Origin of the sequence: Empedobacter sp. UBA7620 (genome assembly GCF_002484185.1) — a bacterium.
GTDB lineage: Bacteria > Bacteroidota > Bacteroidia > Flavobacteriales > Weeksellaceae > Empedobacter > Empedobacter falsenii_C.
In genome coordinates this window covers 18099-41503 of sequence record NZ_DLJI01000002.1, presented here as the reverse complement: position 1 = coordinate 41503, position 23405 = coordinate 18099, and the positions used below count along the sequence as shown (strand labels likewise).

At 31.7% G+C, this 23405-nt stretch carries 22 protein-coding genes; 12 read left to right on the top strand and 10 right to left on the bottom strand.

Going from position 1 to position 23405, the window contains the following annotated elements:
* Positions 1-16: 16 nt before the first annotated feature.
* The 5 genes from B2217_RS00215 to B2217_RS00195 form a co-directional block, all read right to left on the bottom strand.
* Complete coding sequence (locus B2217_RS00215; protein ID WP_180905197.1) at positions 17-2590, bottom strand: FtsK/SpoIIIE family DNA translocase; 2574 nt, start codon at positions 2588-2590, stop codon at positions 17-19.
* A gap of 216 nt (positions 2591-2806) precedes the next feature.
* The gene (locus tag B2217_RS00210) at positions 2807-3271 is read right to left on the bottom strand and encodes a hypothetical protein (RefSeq protein WP_115001833.1); all 465 of its coding nucleotides are present in this window, start codon (positions 3269-3271) and stop codon (positions 2807-2809) included.
* Positions 3272-3335: 64 nt separating this feature from the next.
* Positions 3336-4580, bottom strand: coding sequence for an amidohydrolase (locus tag B2217_RS00205; protein WP_115001831.1), 1245 nt, complete (start codon positions 4578-4580; stop codon positions 3336-3338).
* Positions 4581-4586: 6 nt separating this feature from the next.
* Complete coding sequence (locus B2217_RS00200) at positions 4587-5258, bottom strand: ankyrin repeat domain-containing protein (protein ID WP_038332680.1); 672 nt, start codon at positions 5256-5258, stop codon at positions 4587-4589.
* A gap of 43 nt (positions 5259-5301) precedes the next feature.
* A complete protein-coding gene (locus B2217_RS00195; protein ID WP_038332683.1) occupies positions 5302-6630 on the bottom strand; it encodes an amidohydrolase in 1329 nt (442 codons plus the stop codon).
* Between the two features lie 149 nt (positions 6631-6779).
* Here B2217_RS00195 and B2217_RS00190 point away from each other — a divergent pair, with 149 nt between their 5' ends.
* Positions 6780-7283: a hypothetical protein gene (locus B2217_RS00190; protein WP_180905196.1), complete on the top strand. Its 504-nt coding sequence runs from the start codon at positions 6780-6782 to the stop codon at positions 7281-7283.
* 22 nt (positions 7284-7305) lie between these two features.
* On the opposite strand, the gene B2217_RS00185 is transcribed toward B2217_RS00190, so the two are convergent.
* Complete coding sequence (locus B2217_RS00185; protein ID WP_180905195.1) at positions 7306-8166, bottom strand: helix-turn-helix domain-containing protein; 861 nt, start codon at positions 8164-8166, stop codon at positions 7306-7308.
* Positions 8167-8312: 146 nt separating this feature from the next.
* Here B2217_RS00185 and dnaX point away from each other — a divergent pair, with 146 nt between their 5' ends.
* The 3 genes from dnaX (at position 8313) to B2217_RS00170 (ending at position 11034) form a co-directional block, all read left to right on the top strand.
* The gene (gene dnaX / locus B2217_RS00180) at positions 8313-9401 is read left to right on the top strand and encodes a DNA polymerase III subunit gamma/tau (RefSeq protein WP_180905194.1); all 1089 of its coding nucleotides are present in this window, start codon (positions 8313-8315) and stop codon (positions 9399-9401) included.
* Positions 9402-9610: 209 nt separating this feature from the next.
* Positions 9611-10042 (top strand): hypothetical protein, encoded by a 432-nt coding sequence (locus tag B2217_RS00175; RefSeq protein ID WP_115001825.1) that lies wholly within the window; start codon positions 9611-9613, stop codon positions 10040-10042.
* Between the two features lie 41 nt (positions 10043-10083).
* Complete coding sequence (locus tag B2217_RS00170; protein WP_038332691.1) at positions 10084-11034, top strand: FKBP-type peptidyl-prolyl cis-trans isomerase; 951 nt, start codon at positions 10084-10086, stop codon at positions 11032-11034.
* Positions 11035-11102: 68 nt separating this feature from the next.
* On the opposite strand, the gene B2217_RS00165 is transcribed toward B2217_RS00170, so the two are convergent.
* The 4 genes from B2217_RS00165 to B2217_RS00150 all read right to left on the bottom strand — a co-directional run bounded on the left by B2217_RS00165 (position 11103) and on the right by B2217_RS00150 (position 15322).
* Entirely contained in the window at positions 11103-11591 is a 489-nt protein-coding gene (locus B2217_RS00165) for a TlpA family protein disulfide reductase (RefSeq protein ID WP_180905193.1), read from the bottom strand.
* A 118-nt stretch (positions 11592-11709) separates the two neighbouring features.
* A complete protein-coding gene (locus B2217_RS00160) occupies positions 11710-13878 on the bottom strand; it encodes a TonB-dependent siderophore receptor (RefSeq protein ID WP_125349772.1) in 2169 nt (722 codons plus the stop codon).
* A 134-nt stretch (positions 13879-14012) separates the two neighbouring features.
* Positions 14013-14555 (bottom strand): 16S rRNA (guanine(966)-N(2))-methyltransferase RsmD, encoded by a 543-nt coding sequence (rsmD, locus tag B2217_RS00155; RefSeq protein WP_180905192.1) that lies wholly within the window; start codon positions 14553-14555, stop codon positions 14013-14015.
* Positions 14531-15322: a DUF3822 family protein gene (locus B2217_RS00150; protein WP_180905191.1), complete on the bottom strand. Its 792-nt coding sequence runs from the start codon at positions 15320-15322 to the stop codon at positions 14531-14533. Before B2217_RS00150 ends, rsmD begins: the two co-directional genes overlap by 25 nt.
* 200 nt (positions 15323-15522) lie before the next feature.
* On the opposite strand from B2217_RS00150, the gene kdsB reads away from it, so the two are divergent.
* From kdsB to B2217_RS00110, 8 genes are all read left to right on the top strand, one after another.
* Positions 15523-16266, top strand: a complete 744-nt coding sequence (gene kdsB, locus B2217_RS00145) for a 3-deoxy-manno-octulosonate cytidylyltransferase (protein WP_180905190.1) — start codon at positions 15523-15525, stop codon at positions 16264-16266.
* 144 nt (positions 16267-16410) lie between these two features.
* Complete coding sequence (locus B2217_RS00140; RefSeq protein WP_038332702.1) at positions 16411-16962, top strand: HNH endonuclease; 552 nt, start codon at positions 16411-16413, stop codon at positions 16960-16962.
* 79 nt (positions 16963-17041) lie between these two features.
* Positions 17042-17710 (top strand): LolA family protein, encoded by a 669-nt coding sequence (locus B2217_RS00135; RefSeq protein WP_260392500.1) that lies wholly within the window; start codon positions 17042-17044, stop codon positions 17708-17710.
* Positions 17711-17818: 108 nt separating this feature from the next.
* Positions 17819-19780: a site-specific recombinase Gcr gene (locus B2217_RS00130; RefSeq protein ID WP_280035452.1), complete on the top strand. Its 1962-nt coding sequence runs from the start codon at positions 17819-17821 to the stop codon at positions 19778-19780.
* A 6-nt stretch (positions 19781-19786) separates the two neighbouring features.
* Positions 19787-20230 (top strand): deoxycytidylate deaminase, encoded by a 444-nt coding sequence (locus B2217_RS00125; protein ID WP_180905188.1) that lies wholly within the window; start codon positions 19787-19789, stop codon positions 20228-20230.
* A 7-nt stretch (positions 20231-20237) separates the two neighbouring features.
* Positions 20238-21821, top strand: coding sequence for a S41 family peptidase (locus tag B2217_RS00120; protein ID WP_291121932.1), 1584 nt, complete (start codon positions 20238-20240; stop codon positions 21819-21821).
* On the top strand, positions 21822-22709 hold the full coding sequence (gene xerD / locus B2217_RS00115) for a site-specific tyrosine recombinase XerD (RefSeq protein WP_038332712.1): 888 nt from the start codon (positions 21822-21824) through the stop codon (positions 22707-22709).
* A 181-nt stretch (positions 22710-22890) separates the two neighbouring features.
* Positions 22891-23403 (top strand): NUDIX hydrolase, encoded by a 513-nt coding sequence (locus B2217_RS00110; protein ID WP_180905185.1) that lies wholly within the window; start codon positions 22891-22893, stop codon positions 23401-23403.
* The last annotated feature ends 2 nt before the right edge of the window (positions 23404-23405 follow it).

Genomic DNA, 23405 nt, shown 5'->3' with positions numbered 1-23405 from the left:
CTGTTTTTAATAAATTTTAGTTCAAATTATTCAACAACTGTTCCAAACTCATGTCATCTTGTATCAACACTTGTCTTGCTTTACTTCCTTCGAAAGGACCAACAATTCCGGCAGCTTCCAATTGATCAATCAATCGTCCGGCACGGTTATATCCTAATTTTAATTTTCGTTGTAATAAAGACGCGGAACCTTGTTGATTCATTACAATTAATCTTGCAGCATCTTCAAAAAGTACATCACGATCAGATAAATCAATATCTAAATTAGAACCACCTTCTTCGCCAACATATTCTGGCAAATGCATCGCATCTGGATAACCACGTTGTTCACCAATAAATTCGGTTATTTTATCTACTTCTGGTGTATCCACAAACGCACATTGTAAACGTATTAATTCGTTTCCAGTTGTGTACAACATATCACCTTTACCAATTAATTGATCGGCTCCTTGCGAATCTAAAATTGTTCTCGAATCGATTTTTGACGTTACACGGAAAGCGACACGTCCTGGAAAATTGGCTTTAATTGTTCCTGTAATCACATTTACAGATGGACGTTGAGTCGCAACAATCAAGTGAATACCAACGGCACGAGCCAACTGAGCCAAACGAGCAATCGGTAATTCAACTTCTTTACCAGCTGTCATAATCAAATCTGCAAACTCATCCACAATTAATACAATATACGGTAAGAATCTATGACCTACTTCTGGATTTAATTTGCGTTGTTTAAATTTCGCGTTATATTCTTTGATATTTCGAACGAAAGCATTTTTTAATAATTCGTAACGATCATCCATTTCAATACAAAGTGAATTTAACGTGTTAATTACTTTTGTATTATCTGTGATAATTGCTTCTTCCGAATCTGGTAATTTTGCTAAATAATGACGCTCTATTTTAGAATATAAAGTAAGCTCAACTTTTTTCGGATCGACCATCACAAATTTTAATTCAGATGGATGTTTTTTATAGATTAATGAAGCAATAATTGCATTCAAACCAACCGATTTACCTTGTCCAGTTGCACCAGCCATCAACAAGTGAGGCATTTTCGCTAAATCGGCAACAAAGGTTTCATTCGTAATTGTTTTCCCGAAAGCAATTGGCAATTCCATATCAGCATTTTGGAACTTTTGTGAAGCAATAACCGAATGCATAGAAACCATTGAAGGATTAGAATTTGGAACCTCGATACCAATTGTTCCTTTTCCAGGAATCGGCGCAATAATACGAATACCAAGCGCTGCCAAACTTAAGGCAATATCATCCTCAAGATTTTTGATTTTAGAAATACGAACTCCAGCTTTTGGTACAATTTCGTATAATGTAACTGTAGGACCGATTGTTGCTGAAATTTCATCGATTCCGATTCCGTAGTTTCCTAAGGTTTCGACAATTCTATTTTTGTTCGTTTCTAATTCTTTTTGATCAATTAACGTATTTCCGTTGTCATATTTTTTCAATAATGAAATAGGAGGAAATTGATAATTTGGCAAATCTAAACGTTGATTGTATTCACCTTGTTCTTGCACCAATCGAGCAGAAGCCGCTTCAAATTCTTCTTCCTCATCAACATGTTGAACTTTTAATTCTAATCCATTTTCAGAAGAATTTTGAGTTGGTTGAGCAGGTTGAATTTCTGTTTCGAAATTTTGTTCATCATTAATTGATAAAAAATCTACTTGATCATATTCTTCCTCCTCATCAGCCAAATCTTCAACCACTAATTCTGTAATATTAAGTGGAGTTTCTTCGATTATTTCTTCTTCTTTTGGTTGATTAATTTTAAATTCTTGATGAAACGCTTCGTTTGGATTTACTTTATGAGATTGAATTGCTTCTTTCTCTTGTTGTTCTATTAATTCTAATTCTTGCGATAAACTATCTTCTTGTTGCTTTTCGGCATCTTGATTGAATTTATTTATCTTTTCTTGTTCTTCTTTTTCCTTGCGTTTTCTTAATTCAAGCTGTTCTTTCTTGATTTTTTCTTGCTCTTTTTCTATGCGCTCAATTTCTTTTTGTTTCGCACGTTCTTCCATTTTTTCTTGGATTGATTGATACGTCATTCGGAAATGAATCACACAATAAATCAATAAACTAACGAAAAGCAATAAAATCACACCCCATTTACCAATAAAGCTATTTAGGAAATCATTAATTTCAAATCCCATTACGCCAGAAAGCATGTGTTGAGTTGGTAAAATGCAACCAAAAAATATTGGCAACCAAATCATGAAGAAAATGCTTTGATAAAGCGTTGTGAAAGGTTTAATTTTTTTCCAATTTGTAGCTACTTTAATTCCTAAAAGAATAAAGAAAACTGGGACAAAAAATGAAACGATTCCAATTCCTTGCAAAATGAATGTTTCGCCTAATAATGCGCCAAACTTCCCGAAGATATTTTCGGCGGTTTGACTTTTGTCTAATAAATCAGAGATTTGACTCTGATCCATAAAACCATTAAAAAAATAAGAGATAAACGAAGCTAATAGTAATAAACCGATTACTAAAAACAGTATACCTATAATTGTTTTGACGATTTGTTTTTTAGGAGTTTTTGGTGCTTCCTGCGTGTTTTTTATAGCCATTTTAAGGTTGAGTATAATTGAGGCAAAAATAATAAATCTTTGACAGACGAATCTAACGAAAAGTATTTAAATTTACTAAAATCGCAATCAATTTTAACTCAATTTGCTATCTATGATTGATTATTATTAGAAATGATTTAGAAAAAATAAAAAACTGAGTTAGATATTGTATCTAACTCAGTTTTGAATATTTGATTATTTAGTCTGTTTTTTTGCTTAATCATTTTTGAAATGATTCATTTGACGTTTGGCTTCTGCACGAATTAGATTTAATTCTATTTCAGATTCTTTCTTAATTTTTTCAAGACTTTCTTCCATCGATTGTTTCAAGGCATCAATATCTTTTTTGAGTTCTAATGATTTTCTCTTGTTAAAACGTTCTAGATAATAACCTGCAGCAGCGATGACAACCGAAACAATAATTCCCATCACAACCAATAAATAATTCAAAGTTCGATGAAATTCCTCCATTCCTTCTTTATGAAAATTGATAATATCAGCGACATTTTGTTTGCTTAATTCTAAATTATCTTCTTTCAAATCAAGTTCTCTTAGCTTAGAATCAATTTTATTTTCATACAATTCTATCTTAGCATCTATAACCTCACTTTTCGAAATAGTTTGTTGTCCGTAATTATTTATTGATAGTAGTAAAATAAAAATTATAAAAGTAAACTTCATCTTAATCGCATTAATTTTAAACAATGTACTAATATAGTAAAATATAACGATTGTTTCTTTCTGATTAATTCTTCCAAACTAAATTTCCTTTGTGCGCTAAAGCTAAAACAGGCGACATTCTTGCAACCGCTTCAGCAGAGCAACTTGCATCAATCAAAACGATATCAGCATTATCACCAGTTTTTGGCCATTGTTGACTTCCTTTGTTGTCTAATGGCGTAATGTTTTTTGTTGCAAAACCTAAATTTCTCGATAAATCATATTCAGTTTCTAAACCATATAATTCTGAAATCAAATTTGCTTTTTGCAACATATTTCCCGTTCCAAACGTGCTCCAGTAATCTTGTACATTATCATTTCCTATTAAAACTTCAACACCATTTTTTACCAAAGTAGGAATTGGCATGGCGACTTTATTGCGGAAAGGAACAGAAGAAACAATTCCAACTTTTGCTTCGGCTAATTTTTCTGCAATTTCTTGTTCCTCATTTTTTGATAAATGTGCTAAAGCAAAGGCGTGACTTACATATGATTTTCCTTTTAATTGAGGATTTTTTATCGTTAATTCAGCTAAATATTCAATTGTACGCATTCCTTCTTTTCCTGTGTCATGCAAATGAATATCGATTCCTTTATTATGATCCAAAGCCAATTGAACCGTAAAATCAATTGCTTTTTCGATGTTTTTATCAATACTGAAAGGATCTAATCCACCAACAAAAGCAACGCTTTTTAATTGCGCAGCTTCTTTCATCAACGAAGCAGAATCGGTATAGTATAAACCGTGTTGAGGAAAAGCAACCAATTCGGCACTGAATGTTTCCTTTTTATTTTCTAAGGCTTTTTCTAAATTTTCTAAAGACTTCAACCCAGAAGTTGTGTCAACATTGAAATGTGTACGCGCATAAGTAGTTCCGTAATGTTGTAATAAATTGATTAATTGCTCGCCACGCTCAACTGAAGTTTTTAACAATTCTGGAATAATTTCTTGCTCATACGCAATCATATCCGCAACTGTTCTTCGTTTTGGCGAAAGCGCTTGCCAAGGTAAGCCATACAATGTTTTATCCAAATGAACGTGCATATCTTTGAAAGAAGGCAACATTAACAATCTTTTTGCATCAATTGCATCTGTTAATTGAGGATTTTTAGCACTTATTTTTGCTATTTTACCATCTTTTATTTCAATCGAAAATAAATCGGTTTTTGTTCCGATAATTCCAGATTCATCCTCAATAAAACCTGTTTCTAATCGTACATTTTTTAAGGTATAATTTCCTTTTGCGATTGTTTTATAATTTGTTTGCATGATGATTTATGATTTAATAATGGCTACAATTTCTTTATAACCTCTTTGTTGTGCATGTTGCAAAGGCGTTACTCCATCAGAATCTGGAATATCCATTTTTGCACCTGCATCTTTTAATATCTGAACAATTTGTTGATATTTTTTGCTTCCGTCACCCAAAACAATGGCTTCCATTAATCCAGTCCAACCCAAACGATTCACATGATCTACAGGATAATTTTTGGTATTGGCTAATAATCGTACCGTTTCTACATGTCCGCGCTCACAAGCAGGAATTAAAGCAGAACCATTGTAACGATTAAATACATCAAAACGAGCGCCATGATCTAAAAATAATTTCACTAATTCTGTTTGTCCACTTGCGCCTGCATATAAAAATGCACTATCTTGATTATCGGCTTGCTGATTAACATCTGCGCCATGTTTTACCAATAATTTTGCGATTTCTATATTTGAATTATTAGTTGCAATTAACAATAACGAACGCTTGCTACTATCAATGCTATTGACATCTTCACCACTTTCTAATAAGTTTTTAACAGATTGTAAATTGTTATTTTTAACTGCTTTTACAATATCTTTTTCATTCATAATTTCTGTATTTGAATCTTCTGTTGGAGTTGAATGACATGCTGTAACCGTTGTCATCATAAACATTAAAATTAAAACTGATTTCATAATGATTTATAGTTTGAATGATTTTGAATGACGAAGTTTTGAATTAATAGACAATATTTCCTTTTACAATTAAGGAACGAACAGGTGATATTCTCGAAACCGCTTCTGCAGAACAACTTGCATCAATCAAGATAATATTTGCATCATCGCCTTCTTTTGGCCATTGTTGTACACCTTTATCATTCAATGGAATTGGTCCTGCGGTTGCTAATTTCAACATTCTTGATAAACCAAATTCAGAACTTTGTCCGTATAACTGTGCTGCAAGATTTGCTTTCTGTAAAACACTTCCTGTTCCAAACGTATTCCAATAATCCACAATGCTGTCGTTTCCTGTCATTACGGTTACACCATGTTTTAATAAAGTTGGAATTGGCATAACTAAGCTTCCGAAAGGAATCGTAGAAACAATTCCGATTTGCGCTGCACCCAATTGTTCGGCAATGGCTTCTTGTTTTGATTTATCTAAAGTTGCTAATGCAAAAGAATGACTGACGAATGTTTTTCCTTTTAATTGTGGATTTTCGTTTACTTTTTTGATTAAATAGTCAATGGTATCATGACCAGATTTTCCTGATTCGTGCAAATGAATATCAATTCCTTTGTTATGATCTAACGCTAATTGAATTGTTGCATCCATTGTTTTCTCGATTGCGCCATCAACATTTGTAGGATCTAAACCTCCAATAAAATCGATGTTCATTTTAGCAGCTTCTTTCATATACGGCATCGAATCGGTGTAGAATAAACCATGTTGAGGAAAAGCAACCAATTCAGCTCCAAATGAATCTTTTTTATTCGCCAAAGCAATTTCTAAATTTTTCAATGAATCTAATTTAGAAGTTGGTTCAATGTTCACATGGCTACGCGCAAAACCTGTTCCGTACGATTGTAATAATTCAATCAGTTTTTCTGCTTTGTAGGTAGATTTTTTCAACATTTCAGGCAAAACTTTTTGTTCTAATTCAATCATTCCTTTGATTCCTCCAGAACGACGAACTGAGCGCCATCTATCTGCATATAAGGTTTTATCTAAATGAATGTGCATATCTTTGAAAGATGGTAACATCAACAAACCTTTTGCATCGATAGCTTTTGCATTCGGTTGATTTGGGCTGATTTTTTTGATTTTTCCGTTAGAAATTTCAATTGTAAAAAGATCTGTTTTTGTACCAATGATTTCGTCGTTTTCATATTCGAAACCTGTTTCTAAACGAACATTTTTTAGGATGAAATTTCCTGGCTTTGTTACATTCGTCTTATCTAATTGAAAATCTGGTGCAGCTTGTGAAAATCCTGGTAAAAGTGAAAATCCTGCTAATCCTAAAGCTGAATTTTTAAGAAAATCTTTGCGAGATATATTGTTATTCATTATTGCCTTTATTTGTATTAAACAAAGTACTTGAAATTATGTCCACTAAACTATCATAAAAACTGCTTATGCTTGTAGAATTTATCTTTTTCTTAAATATTATGAGAGTTTTGATTGTATATTTGATTATTATGTAATCCTTTAAAAGTATGAATACATACAAAGACTTTTTAATTATCAATAATTTTAAGGAAATCAAAGAAGAGTTTCAACTAAAAAATAACATTTTAGTATTCAGTAACTTTAATAAAAAATTGCACGAAGAATATATAGAAAATAGAAAAGAAATAGTTGAATCTTATTTCGAGAATTTACAAAAAGATCTATTAAATAATACTATAAAAATAGAGGATTATTATGCATTGTTTTTGCTTGAAGATGGATTTGATGAATCACAATCTACTTTTTTTTCAAATTATTTTTTACAATATATCAAGAGTCTGAATATTGCTATATCAAATAAGTATTATAGTGATGAAATTCTTGATTTTACTTGGAATGTTTTAGATCGAATATTTCATGAATGTTTTCATTGTGAACCGGAGTTTGAAGAAGAATATTTGAATGAACTTATCAAATTAAAAAATCAAATTGAAGAAATAGATAGTCAAGATGAACATTTACTTAAGCAAAAAATTGAGCAATTTATATAAGAGAGTATAATGTTTGAAAATACTATTTTTGATTTCGAAATTCTGATGGAGTAATATTGGTTTGAGCTTTGAAAAAGTTCGAAAAATAGGCATGATCTGTAAAACCTAAGTCAAAAGCGATTTCTTTGATGGATAAATCTCCCGATTTTAAAAGTCGCTTTGCTTCGATAATAATTCGTTGTTGAATAAGTTGTGTAGCTGAAACTTTCAGATGTTTTTTGCATAAAATATTCAGATAATTAGCCGAAATATGTAATTTTTCTGCATAAAAAACAACCGATTTTTCTCCTTTGTAAAATTCATCAATCAACATATTAAATTTCGCTAATCTCGGATTGGATTGATAAACTTTAAATTCTGTAAAAATTTGTTCCGCTTCTTTACTCACAATTGCCGCAATAACCGCTGCACGAGCATTAATCAAATGAACCAATGAATTTTCAGATTTTAATTCTTCTTTTATTGCATTGAATTCATACATCAATTTCGAGAAAGCTTCGTCCGATAATTTTATAACAGGATGATTTTGATAATTGGTAAATGAAAAGCGAAAATAAGGCGCGAATTGTTCGAAAAATGAACGTTCTGTCATCAATTGATAACCAATTGTTCCATCATTTATTTGCCATTTATGCATCTGTCCAGGAAACAAAATATGAATTTCTTTGTCATCGATTGGATAATCTTTCGAATCAATATTATGCGTTCCAGAAGCTTTATCGAAAAGAATAATTACAAAAAAATCGTGCTTGTGAGGTTTATCTATATGTCGTTCGCCATGCAATTCATTAAACAACAATTCGTCGCGACCAGCTAATTGTCCTTTTCGAAAACTTTGTATACTGATAATAGGTACTGAATCTTGGTTTTCTGAATTTTGCATAAAATAAAAATGTGTTCAACAATCAAATGAATTGTTAGAGATATTACTTTTTTTGACTTGTGTAATTTATAAATAAAAATAGAATTAATTGATGAGGTTTGAAAGAATTTTTATTAGAAACTTAAAACTATTATATTTGCATTTGTATGGAAAATTTTGTTGTTTCAGCCAGAAAATATCGCCCGCTAAATTTTGAAGATGTAGTTGGACAAGCGTCTATTACAAATACTTTGGAGCAAGCGATAAAGTCAAATCAATTGCCACAAGCTCTTTTATTTTGTGGACCAAGAGGTGTTGGGAAAACAACATGTGCTCGAATTTTAGCGCGTAAAATCAACGAAGAAAATGGAGTAGAAGGCGATCAAGATTTTGCTTTCAATATTTTTGAGTTGGATGCAGCATCTAATAATTCGGTTGATGATATCAGAAATTTAATCGATCAAGTGCGTATTGTTCCTCAAATTGGGAAATATCGTGTCTACATTATTGATGAGGTTCATATGTTGTCAACAGCGGCTTTCAATGCGTTTTTGAAAACGTTAGAAGAGCCACCAGCGCATGCTATTTTTATTTTGGCAACTACAGAAAAACATAAAATTATTCCTACGATTCTTTCTCGTTGTCAGATTTATGATTTCAAACGAATTGGAGTTGAAGATATCAAAGGACATTTGAAAAATGTTGCTGAAAAAGAACAAGTAACTTTTGAAGATGATGCATTGCATTTGATTGCTCAAAAAGCTGATGGTGCGTTACGCGATTCTTTGTCAATCTTTGATAGAATGGCAACTTTTACGAATAAAAATTTGACGTACTCTGCTGTTGCAGAAAACTTGAATGTATTAGATTACGATTACTATTTCAAGATGACAGATGCGTGTTTGGAAAATGATATTCCGCAAGCGATGTTGCAATTTAATGATATTTTGAACAAAGGTTTTGATGCTCATTTATTTATTTGTGGTTTGGGCGCTCATTTCCGAGATTTATTGATGGCGAAAACAGCTAATACAGTAAGTTTGTTGGAAGTTGGTGAGCGTATAAAAGCAAAATATTTGGAGCACGCGCAAAAATGTTCAGCAACGTTTTTATTTGGCGCAATCGAAATTTGTAATGAAGCAGATTTAAACTACAAATCGAGTAAAAATCCACGTTTAACAGTTGAAATTGCATTGATGCAATTGGCTTCGTTAACGGCAGAAGAAAACGGGCTTAAAAAAAAAAGTATAGGATAGTTCCGCCAACGTTTTATTTTTCTGAACAACAAACTTCTAAAATTGAAGTTCCTCAAGTTCAGCAAAATAATTCTATTCCACAAAATGGACAAACTCTACAGCAGGTAAATACGCAACACGTTAAAACTTCGATTTCGGAAGAAGTCAAAGAATATACGCGTGCCTCAAAACCAATTAGAACAAATGGTAATTCGTCGTTTAGTCTTAAGATGGCTTTGCCTGGAGCAAAAGTTGAAGAACATCAGGAAGAGATTTTACGAAATGATTTGCCTCGAGAAAAGTTTACATTGGATCAAGTAAAAGAAGGCTGGAAAAGATTTTTGGATCGATTAAAAATCGAACATAATATTCCGTCTTATAATGCTTTGATGACAACTGAACTTGGTTTGGAAGGTGATGAAATTATTTTCGAATTTACTTCACATTCATCGGAACAAGAGTTTGAGGAATACCGCGATCGAATCAGAAATAGTTTGAGAGCATTCCTTAAGAATCACTATTTTAGTATTCAGATTAAGTTTTCGGAGAAGGAAGCAACGAATCATATCTTATCAAACAAAGAGAAATTTGAGAAATTATCAGATAAAAACCCGATTTTGTTAAAATTAAAAGAAGAATTTGGGTTAGATTTGTATGATTAATGAAAGTTTCTTATTAAACTTGCAATAAATTTTTATAAATAATGAAAAAAGTTCTTTTAGGGATTTTTGTTGTTGCGTCGTTAGTGTCTTGTAACAAAGGAAAATCTGTAGACAAATTAGAAAGCGAAGATCAAAAAGCTTCTTATGCTTTCGGAACTGGTCTTGGTGAGCAAATCAAAGGTCTTGGAGGACGTTTAGTTGAAACTGATAGTATCAACTACGATCAATTAGAAAAAGGGATCCGTGATTACTTAAAAGCAGGTAAAGAAGGTAGAGAGTCTTACGCTATTGGTCAACAAGTTGGTCAGCAAATTGAGACGGTTATTAATCAACAACAATTAGATCAAATGGACAAGGATATCATTGTTCAAGGGATTATGGATGTTGTACGTCACAAAAAATTGTTGATTACACAAGAAGCGGGAATGGGAATTTTAGATACGTATGCAAAAAATCACCAACAAAACTTGGTTAAGAAAAATGCAGACGAGTCTAAAAAATTAGTAGACGAGAAGAAAAAAGCTTCTGGTGCTAAAACAACTGCTTCTGGATTAGTTTATGTTGTAGAAAAAGAAGGAACAGGTGCTAAACCAAACATTAATAGTATTGTTAAAGTAAAATATACTGGTAAAATTTTAGCTACTGGTAAAACTTTTGATAGTACGGATAAAAACCCTGAAGCTAAAGGAGGTGTAGAATTTCCTTTGAATCAAGTTATTCCAGGATGGTCAGAAGGTTTACAATTAATGTCTAAAGGATCAAAATACAAATTCTATATTCCTGCTAACTTAGGTTACGGTGAAATGGGAGCTCCTGGAGGACAAATTGGACCAAACCAAGCATTAGAGTTCGAAGTAGAATTAGTAGACTTTAAAGAAGGTCAACCAGCTCCACAAGGACAACCAGGTGCGCAAGGGGGACAAGGTTTATCTGAAGAGCAAATCAAAGAATTACAAAAACAATTTGAAGCTCAAGCACAACAAGGTAAATAATCATCGATTAGATATAACAAAAAATTCCACTCAATTGAGTGGAATTTTTTTATGGATTAATTTTTAAATTATTTCAAATATTTAAAAATTTGATTTGCTTCTACAGAACCTTTTTTGATGGTAACAAGATTTTGATCCTTGTCGAATAAATAAAATGTAGGAATAGAAGTTGGTTGAAAAATTGGACCAAATTCGTAATTAGAATCATATAATAATTCTACATTTTTATTATTTACAAAATTAGGTGCGTGCTCTTTTAGGAAAGGGATAGCGTCTTTTGCTTCGTATTCAGAAACCAAAATAATCTGAGTATTTTTTAAATGTTCTTCGTAATTATTGCTAAAATGATTCAAGGCTAATTGGCAGTGAATACATGTTGGCGAATATAAAACGATTAACGTTTGTTTTCCTTTTTTGATATCTTTTGAACTGAAAATTCCTTCGGATTGCATTTTTACAAAAGAAAATTCTGGAATAGATTTTAGCGTATTTTCTGTTTGTGCAAATGTAAAAATCGAACAAAAGAATATCAATAAAGCAGTAATTTTTGTTTTCATGTTTTAAGAAAAATTTTGACGAAAGTTAGTCAATTCTATCCAAAATAAAAACGACAGTTTATAAAACTGTCGTTTTCCTATTAAATAAATGCTAAAAATATGTTTAACTCTGAGAAAATTAGAATTTGAAATTTACTTGTGCAGCCATATTAAATGGATCGATTTGGTTGATGTAACCTCCACGGAAGTAAGAATTGTATCCTAACTGATCTGTAATGTTATTAAAGAATAAACGGAAGTCAAATCTTTTCATAGAATATCCAACTTGCGCATTTAATGTATAATAATCTGGCAATAAGAAAGGTTTGCTTCCTCCGTAGAAATTACCATGAGCATCACGATCTAAACTTTGTTCGTTAGATGGTCTTGAACCTACGTAGTAAACACCAGCAGAAACAGTGAAACCATTCAAGAAATTATTTTCAATAAATTTATATTGAACCCAAGCATTTGCTGTATTGTAAGGCGCATTAGATGGTCTTGAATCTTCTACATATTGAGGAGAATCGTGGTAACCAGCATCTAAGTATGCATATCCTAACATAACTTGTAAGTTTGGTAATGGACGACCAGCAACTTCAAACTCGATACCTTTACGTCTCAAATTACCAGCTTTTTCGTATAAACCAGTTGCTGTTTGATTTTCGTATGTTTCGAATGTTAAGTTATCGTTGTTCATGTTGAAGTAAACTACGTTTGCACGTAAACGGTCGTTGAACCATTGTGTTTTAACACCAACTTCTACTTGATCTGTAACAGAAGGTCCAGCTTTGCTTCCATCAGTCATAATGTTTAAAGCAGAGCGTAAACTTGTGTTTGTTGCATAAGTAATGTAAGCATTTACATTTCTCCAAGGAGAAACAACTAAACCAACAACAGGATCTACAACACCATCGTGGTTATCGATTAAATAGCTATAACGTAAACCTCCAACAAATGTGATTAAATCTTTATAAGAGAAATGATGTTGTGTCATAAATCCGTAAGAATAACCTCTTGATAGATTTGTTTTGTCTTTGTTCCAAGCTAATTTAGCTTCTTGCTCAGGAGTTAAGTTGATCGAATGGTTAATATCTTTGAAAACATCAATTTGATCAATAGTTCCGATACCATCTGCAGTTCTTGTTTCTAAACGGTTGATTGTATAATCATATCCAGCTTGCCAATTCCATTTGAAATCACCAAATCTCATATCTTTACCAATCAAGTCAATTTGTAAAGTCGAGTTTCTATCATCTCTAAAAGAACGACCTAATCCACGATTACGAATGTTATATTCTGTACTTCCTTTTGGTAAAGCTAACGTTGCTCCTAATTGGTCACTGTTGTAGAAGTTACTAAAGTAAGCAACTCTAGCACTAATATTATTTGTTAACTGTCTTGTAATACGAGCAGCGTAAGAATAGTTTTTGATTTCGGTATTATCGATATCATATCCCATAAATTTATCACCGATATCGTATAAAGCTTCAGTAAAATTATCTCCTAAATTGATAGTTCCACGATCTGGCGTTTTATCTCCTTTGTAATAATCAAACTCAGCAACAAATTCAGTTTTATCATCAATTTTCCAAGCCATAGATGGATTTACATAGAAAGAATTACTGTTAATAACATCTCTATAACTATCTCCATTGTTATATGAACCTGTTAAACGGAAAGCTAAATTTTTATCTTCTGTAACTGTTCGTTGAATATCATATGTAGAACGGAAAGTATTCCAGCTTCCATATTGTGCAGAAATATGTCCTTGGTTAATATAACGTGGCGTTTTTGTTGTAACGTTAATTACACCACCAGCAGAACCTAATCCATTTCCAATTCCTTGTGTAACCGCAGCAGAACCACGAATAACTTGAATAGATTCTACACCAGCCATATCAATAACAGCAGATCCTGTACGGAAATCAGAGTCCATACGAACACCATTTTTTAAGACAGGAACTCCTCTATATCCACGAATAGACATCGATTCGCGAATACCCCCATAATTTCCAAATAACGTAACACCTGGTACATTACGAGTTGCATCCGTGATTGTTTGTGCACCTTGTTCTTCAATTAACTTTTCAGAAATAATTGAAATAGATTGAACTTGATCTTGAGGATTTGCAGGAAAACGTGTAATTGTTTCTAAACCTCTTTGATTCTTGTTACGATCTCCAAAAATTTCAACTTCTTGTAGATTGCTAATTGAATCTTTTTTTTCTTTCGTTGTTTCTTGTGCGAACGCAGTAGAAAAACTTAGTATAGTAAGTGTAGCTAGTAAAAGTTTATTCCTTTTCATATGTTATGTATATTTATTCTAAATAAAATTAATGCTGCAAATTTAATTAGACTTAGTATAAATAAAAAAAAGAAATCGACTGATAGATATCATCTATCAGTCGATTTTGTTAAATATTTTAAGAAAATGGATGTTTACTCGAAAAAAGAGAAGTGTACGTTTCCGTATTTTTTGTGCTGTACAAAGTTTGGATGCTCTTCAAAAGAAATGCTTGAAGGATGTTCTAAAACAAAATTTCCACCTTCTTCTAACCATTGATTATCGATAACCAAATTTGGGATTTTTTTGTAAGTTTCTACATCCAAATCGTAAGGAGGATCAGCAAAAATAATATCAAACTTTTTGATTGATTGCTTGTCCAAATATTTCATGACATCACTTTTTACAGTAGAAATAATATCATCTAATTTTAATTGTTTCGCTGTTTCGTCCAAAAATTTTACACAACCGTAGAAATTATCAACCGAAGTTACTTTTTTTGCTCCACGTGAAGCAAATTCTAATGAAATACTTCCAATTCCAGAGAATAAATCTAAAACGGTAATTTCGTCGAAATACCATTCGTTGTTTAAGATATTAAATAAAGCTTCTTTCGCGAAGTCTGTTGTTGGGCGCACCGGCAAGTTGGTTGGTGCTGTGATTCTTTTTCCTTTTAATGTTCCTGAAATGATTCGCATTCGAATAATTTATATAATGTAAAATATTGCCCAAGTTGTTTGTCTGCTTCGTTAAACGAAATATGACGCACATATTTTTGTAAAGTTTCGTAAAAATCTGGCGAATTTAAGATATCACCAAAAGCATACAATGAAACGGTATTTGGACTAATATTTAATTGATTTAATGTATACAAAATGTAAAACAAAAAGTCTTCTTTCGTTTTTGTTTCAAATAGATTATAAAAAATAAATTCTCCATTGCTCAACACGCAAACTTCTAATTTTTGATGCATTAAATTGATATAAATTTCATCGTTTTTAGAATTAATCATTCCATAATCTACCAAGAATTTGCCCGAATGATACAAACGCGCATTTTGCAAATTCGGTAATGAAAGCAAAATATCTTTTAGTGGATAATGAATATTGTAGATAATTGATGCATCTACATTTTCCAAAGGACAATCGATCGCTAATTTTACAGGACTATAGTTAGAAAGTGATAACAATTCCTCAAAAGGTTTGTGCGCAAAGTGATTTGGAACAACATTTACAGTTGTCGACAAAAAACAAATATGCACATAATCATATTCTTGTAGCAAAGTCAAATTAGAACGCAATTCATGTTCAATCTCAATTTCCGTTTTGTTAAGATTTGTAAAATCTACCGAATAGTCATACACATCCGAGTACGAAGTCGTTTCTCCGTCGGTTGTTTTGGTAATATAACTAAGCATATCGTGAGATAGTAAAATCGCTAACGAATGTTGAGTTGTTTTTGACATAAATTTTTCTTTATCCTTGAATTTTTAACTCGTTGATTAAGATATATATTAATCCTAATGAAATCAAAAATAACAAAATTTTGAAAGCAATCTTCATACAGAAAATTTATTTTAGCAAAGATACTATAATTATTTTGTTGATTAAAGAAGCATTTCAGCCGAATCTATTTTAAATTTACAGAAATTTGAAATTAAAAATTGTGAAAAAAATAGCCGTAATTCCAGCTCGTTATGCAGCAACACGTTTTCCAGGTAAATTGATGCAACAATTGGGCGATAAAACTGTGATAAGAATGACGTACGAAAATGTTGTCGCTACTAATTTGTTTGACGATGTTTTTGTGGTGACAGATTCTGATTTAATTTTTGATGAAATTGTTTCGCACAACGGAAAAGCAATCATGAGTATCAAAGATCACGAAACAGGAAGTGATAGAATTGCTGAAGCTATACAAGATATAGAATGTGATATTATCTTGAATGTGCAAGGCGATGAACCATTTGTGAACGAAAAAGCTTTGGCAGATATTTTATCCTCTTTTGATGGAGAATTGGGAAAAACTGTAGATGTGGTGACTTTAAAAGAATCCATTACAAAGGAAGAAGATATTAACAATCCTAATTTTGTAAAAGTGGTCACTGATATTAACGATTTTGCACTTTATTTTTCGCGTTCAGCAATTCCATTTGCACGTGAAACTAATTTTACACCAAATTATTTTCGTCATTTAGGGATTTATGCGTTTAGAAAAGAAGCTTTGTTGAAGTTTTCAACACTTGAAATGCGTCAAAATGAGCGTGCAGAAAAATTAGAACAATTGCGTTATTTGGAATACGGAATGAAGATTAAAGTGATTGAAACCGAATCGATAGGAGTTGGAATTGATACTCCAGAAGATTTAGAACGTGCAAAAAAGTACTTATCCACTATTGTTAAAAAATAATCTTTAAACTTTTTATGATTTATATTTGCCCTAAAATCAGCTATACTTGACGTGTAAATGAAATAATTAAGTTAATTAATATTTAAAAAATTATTTCGGTATGAATGTTGTTGTAAAATGGAGTAAATAAGTAAAATAGTGATTATGAGTGATTCATGGAAAGAATACGAAGCAGAAGGATTAATTGAAAAAAGATCCTTTTTAGTTTCAAAAGATGGTCTTGTAAAAAAATTATACACAGGACAAGATAAATACAAAATCTTAGAAGGAGCGATTAACAACGGTTATCGTGCGATTTGGGTAACAAAAGCAGACGGAAAACGTACGGCTAAATATGTACATAAAATGGTTGCCGAAACTTTTTTACCAAATAAAGATAATAAAGAATATGTAGTGCATTTGGATCATAACAAATTAAACAACGCAATGGATAATTTGAAATGGGCAACATTGGACGAATGGAAAGAGCACAATAAGGATTTATTTAGAATGATGAAAGGACGTTCTCGTTTAGACAGTATTCCAAATAGTAAGTTGACAGAAGCACAAGTAATTCGTCTGAAAAAGAAATTAATTGATCCAAATAGAAAAACAAAAATTTCTACACTAGCAAAACAATTTAATATTTCTCAAGGTCAGGTTTACCGTATCTTAAGAGGAGAAAATTGGGCGCATATAGAAGTTAAAAAAGACTAAAAGACAATATTTCTTTACAGAACTTTAAATTAGTTTTTATATCTTGTTCGACAGATTGTTAAAAATTAAAAAAGTTCTTATGTCGAAATTGACGTTTAGTGCGCTTATGATTTCATTATTTTCTGTGACTACATTTGCACAAAATGCAGAGAAAATAATCGAAACTCATATTCAAAAAACAGGAGGTGAAGCAGCTTGGAATAATTTGAACAGTATTATCCTAAAAGGAGAAGCCATTATAAATGTTGGAGATTCTTACCCAATGATTGTTTATCATCAACGCCCTTACAACAAAAAAGTAGTGTTTGTGATGAATGGAAAAGAAATCTTGAACGAAGGATATGATGGTAGAATGGGATGGACATACAGCGAAGTTGCGAAGAAAAATGTAGCTGTAAAAGATTATAAACCAGACTCTTTTGACTCTGATGTATTGAAATACAAACAAAAAGGATTTAAGGTAAAATACTTAGGTATAGATAAATACGATCAAAATAATAGTTGTTATAAAATCGAATTAACAAAAAATGCGAATTCAACAGTTTATTGTTTTGACAAAAATTCTTACGAAATTGTAATGGAGAAAAATAAAGATGAAACACTTTATTACTCTAATTTCAAAAATTACAATGGATTATCTTTCGCTACCAAAGTTGTGGGGAAACCTACAGAGGGAGGAGAATATGTGATTAAATTTAATGACATAAAAATCAACCCAGCAATAGATAAGAAAAATTTTAAATTCTAAATATATAAAAAGTGGTTCATCAAGAATCACTTTTTTATTTCTGTTGATTTATACTGCTTAGGTAGTATAAGTTTTTTACTTTTGTACTCTGAATGAAGAAATTAAAATATGGCTTTAGACTCTATATTTGATCAAAATAAAAAATACGAGAAGAGCTTTTTTCTAAGATTATTAGAGAAAGCAAGAAAAGATTATCCAGATTCAATTTCTTTTATAGATGATCTAATTTCTAAACTTCAAAATAACCCTACATATCGATTAATTTTTCGCGAAGAACTTCAAAATACATTCGGGAAAATCAATTTTGTTAGCTATTTAGTAGATAGTGGAATTCATCTGGAAGATAATTTATTATCCATTTTTCGAAAGAAAATAATGGATTCTCTTTTACCAGATATCGAAGATAATAATGAATTAACTTCTGTGGTAAATGAGATTTTTTATAATTCGAAAAACTTATCAGCAATCCGAATTATTCCAAGAGATCGTTGGCGAAAATTTTTCGAAGTATTGTATCAAGATATCGAACCAGATAATTTTAAAGGAAACGTTAACAATATTCAGAATCAGCTTTTACAAGCAATTTCTATTTTGACGGTTCGTATTACTGGTGGATTTTCGGATAAAGAAATGATGCGTTACAGCAACGAAGTTAATTATCTTGACAATCCATTCTCTAAACTTTCGATGCAGATTAGTAACATTATCGAAAATCCACAAGCTGGCTTTGATATGTTAGAAATCAAAGAAAGTATTTCTAAGTGTAAACATTTGTTAAATGATATTTTAACGCAAAAAGATTACAAAGGAATTTCATTGAAAGTTGCATCAAAAATCAATCGTTTGCAACAACAATTAGTTCGTTTACAAACAATTTTAAACAGTTATAATGAACTAAGATTACACGGAATAATTTCTTTCTATAGTCTTGCAACAAAGAAATGGGTTGAATTTTATGCCCCGAAAAACTTTATGAGTAATCAGTTAGGTTCTACGGTTTATTTAATCACTTTCTTAGTGACTTATCATAATGGTAAAACGGGAGAAAAATATATCACGCAAACAGCCAAAGAGTACAACAAAATGTTTTGGACAGCTTGTGGAGGTGGTTTTATCGTTTCATTTTTGTGTTTTATCAAAACCGGAATTGGAAATATACATGATACATCGCCACTGTTTAAAGCGTTTTTCTTTAGTATTAATTACGCTGTTGGTTTCTGTACGATTTATTTGACACATATGACACTTGCAACAAAACAGCCTTCAATGACAGCGGCTCGTTTAGCTCGTTCGCTTGTGCCGACTTCTGGTTCTGAACTGAATGTGAAAGATTTTACAACTTTATTTGCGCAATTAGTAAGAAGCCAAATGATTGCTTTTTTAGGAAATGTTGTTGCAGGTTTTGTGGTTTCATTAGGAATATTTTATTTACTGAACGAAATCTTAGGATTAGAAGTTTTAAAATATTCTAAAGCTTATCATTATTGGGAAGAAGTGGTGACAATGGATTGGCATATTTTTTACTTTGGAGCAATTGCTGGAGTCTTCTTATTCCTTTCAGGATTAATTTCGGGAATTACAATTAATAATCAACGTTTTCATAATATTCCAGAACGTATTTATAATCATCCCATTTTGAAGAAATCATTTTCAGAACGTAGAAGAAGAAGAATTTCGAATTGGTTTGAGAAAAATATGGGTGGAGTTGTAGGTAATGTTGCATTCGGTTTTATGATGGGATGTGCTTTTTTGATTGGTGATTTTACTGGTCAACCTTTCGATATTCGACACATTACTTTCGTTTCAGGAAACTTCGCGATTGGTATTGGAGGAATGGGTTATCATTTTGATATTGGACCAATGATTATTGGTTTTATTGCAATTTTTATGGTAGGTTGGAGCAACTTCTTAGTTAGTTTTATCTTATCATTATTAATGGCAATGCGATCTAATAATATTCCTTTTTATAAGATTTTTACGATGATTTCGCATACATTAAAAGCATTTTTCCGAAATCCATTACCATTTTTTATTCCGCCTTTATGGACAAAAAACAAAGAAGAAGCTTAGTTAGAAATGGAAACAAACTTTGAAAAACAATTACGTTACGATAAAGCTTATCTTAAAATGGCTTTTGAATGGGCGAATCTATCCTATTGTGAACGCAAAAAAGTTGGTGCAATTATTGTTAAAAATCGAATGATTATTTCTGATGGTTACAATGGTACGCCAAGTGGTTTTGAGAACAAATGCGAAGATGAAGAGGGGAATACAAAATGGCATGTTTTGCATGCTGAAGCAAATGCAATTCTAAAATGTGCAACTTCCACTCAATCTGCAGAAGGAGCGACGTTGTATATTACACTTTCGCCTTGTACAGATTGTAGCAAACTTATTCTGCAAGCAGGTATAAAGCGCATCGTTTACATTCAACAATACAAAGACCTTTCTGGGTTAGAGTTTTTAGAAAAATCAGGAATTACAATTCGACAAATTACAGAAGAAGAATTATACAGTTAGCATTTTAATGAGAAGTTTTTTCAAGGTTATTAATATCGTATTAGTTGTGATGATTATTTTCTTAATCGGTTTTATGGTTGGGAAAAAATACGACTTTGCGTTCGATGAAAACAAGGATATTGTAGGTTTGCAATATTCGGATAACGAACAAAAAATTCGTCGATTAGTTTCTTTGATTGACAATGAATATGTGAACGATGTTAATTCGGATAGTTTGGTTGATGATGCGATTCATTATATGGTTGCCAAGCTAGATCCACATAGTACATATATCGACAAAGCTTCTGTACAAAAGGCAGAAGAGCAATTGAAAGGTGAATTTGTTGGAATTGGAATTCAATTTCGCACAATGAATGACACCATTGTTGTTGAACGTACTTTACCTGGAACGAAAAATTATGGTAAACTAGAATTTGGAGATCAATTAGTTGCTGCAGACAATCAATCTTTAGTTGCAAAAGATAATAAAACAATAGAAGGTTTATTGAAGGGGAAGAAAGGATCGGAAGTTAAACTATCTGTTATTCGCGATCGAAAACCAATTTCTGTTACGCTAAATCGTACTATTGTTCCAATTCCTACGGTTACTGGAAAACATATGTTAACGAAAGATATTGGTTATCTTAAATTGACTCGTTTTTCAGAAAATTCTGCAAATGAAGTTCACGAAGGTCTACAAAATTTATTGGATCAAGGAATGAAAACTTTGGTGTTTGATTTACGTGGAAATCCTGGAGGAATCATGCATATTGCCGAAGAAATTGCAGATGAATTTTTGACGAAAAACGAATTGATTGTTTACACTCAAGACAAACAAAAACGTAAAAAATATATTTACGCCACAAATAGAGGTCTTTTCGAGCAAGGGAAAATTTATGTTTTAATGGACGAAAATTCTGCTTCCTCGAGTGAGATTGTTGCGGGAGCTTTGCAAGATTACGGACGTGGAATTATCGTTGGTCGTCGTTCGTTTGGTAAAGGTTTGGTGCAACGTGAAATTAATTTAGGCGATGATACTAAAGTTCGTTTAACGGTTGCAAATTATTACACACCTTCTGGACGATCTATTCAAAAACCTTTTGATAAAAAAACGGCAAAATACAGCGACGATTTATACAAACGTTTAAAATCGGGTGAATTATATAGTAAAGACTCAATTAAAATCAATAAAGACTTAGAGTTTACAGCGCCTTCAGGTAAAAAAGTCTACGGCGGTGGTGGAATTATTCCTGATGAGTTTGTTGCATTAGATACAAATTCGGTTTCGAACTGGTTGTATTATAATCAAGATGCAAATTATTTTAATGACTTTTTATTCAAGAAAATTTATTCAATTCACGATTTTTTCATGTTTCATAACGAAGCAATTTATCTAAAATATTTTAGTGCTGGGATGTATAGAAATGAGTTTTTAGGTGTTTTAGGAATTCCTTCAAATGAGTTTAACCCTGTCTTTTCAACAACTGTTGATAACTACATGAAAGCCACAATTGCTGGAACTTTATATGGTTCTCGTGCATTTTATCAAGTTTGGATGCCCGAAGATGAAATGATAAAGCGTATTTTTGAACTTGAAAAAATAACGAAGTAAATGCTGTGGAAAGATGCTTTGTATGACTATCAAATGTATCTGAAATTAGAAAAAAGAGTTTCTGCTAATACAATTGAAGGTTATCTACGCGATATTCAAAAATTAATTAATTATTCTGATAAACAACCTTTAGATTATTCACAAGATGATTTAAGGGATTTTGTACACGATTTTGCATCTAGCGAATATAGCGTGCGTTCGCAAGCACGTGTGATTTCTGGCTTGAAAAGCTTTTTTGGGTACTTACAACTCGAAGATTTTAGAGAAGATAATCCAACTTCTTTGCTCGAAACTCCAAAAATTGGGATGAAACTTCCTGATGTACTTTCTGAAAAAGAAATTGATAAAATGATTGAAGTAATTGATTTATCAAAACCAGAAGGACAGCGCAATCGTGCGATTATAGAAGTGCTTTATGGATGCGGTTTGCGTGTTTCGGAATTGATAAATCTCAAAATTTCTGATCTTTTTTTTGATGATGGTTTTATTCGTGTCATTGGGAAAGGAAACAAACAAAGACTGGTTCCGATTAGCGATTATACGATAAAATATATTAACTTGTACAAAGAAAGTATTCGTATTCATCTTCCTATACAAGTTGGATTTGAAGATTTTTTGTTCTTAAATAGACGAGGTAAAAACCTTACACGAGTAATGATTTTTACAATCGTGAAAGAATTATCGATAATTGCTGGAGTTAAAAAAACAATTAGTCCGCATACATTTCGTCATTCTTTTGCGACTCATTTATTGAAAAATGGAGCAGATCTTCGTGCAATTCAGTTAATGTTGGGACACGAAAGTATTACGACGACTGAAATTTATACGCATGTTGATCAAGAATTTATTCGAGATGCGATTATCAAATTTCATCCAAGAAATAAATAGAAAATTGTCATTCCGAATGAAGCGATTGTGAAATTGAAGAATCTTTTTTAGTTATAGATTTCTCGATGAAAATAGTCATTCTGAACTCGTTTCAGAATCACACTTGTTTATGAGATGCTGAAATAAATTCAGCATGACATGACGGATACTCAAAATAAATAATAATCATTAACCTAAAAAGATGATAAAATCGTTTAAATTTTGTCCAAATTGTGGACATTCTATCGATCATTTTGATTTTAGAAAAATGTCGTGTAAAAATTGTGATTTGGTTTATTATCAAAATGTGGCAGCTGCTGTTGCGGTTATTCTAAAAAAAGAAGATAAAATTCTTTTTACAGTTCGAAATAGAGAACCAAAGAAAGGAATGTTGGATTTGGCTGGAGGTTTTACAGACCCAAATGAATCGGCAGAAAGAACGTGTCAACGAGAGATTGAGGAAGAATTAGGAATTAAAATTCCATTAGAGAATTTCAAGTATTTTTTATCTCAACCCAATACATATGAGTACAAAGAAGTTCCATATAAAACGTGTGATTTAGCATTTATTGCTGATTTTCCAGATGAAGAAATTACGCTTGAAAAAGATGAAATTGCAGAAGTAAAGTGGGTTCCTATCAACGAAATTAATTTAGATGAAATAGGTTTTGATTCGTTGAGAAAAGTGGTGGAAACTTATATTAAAAATCAATAAAA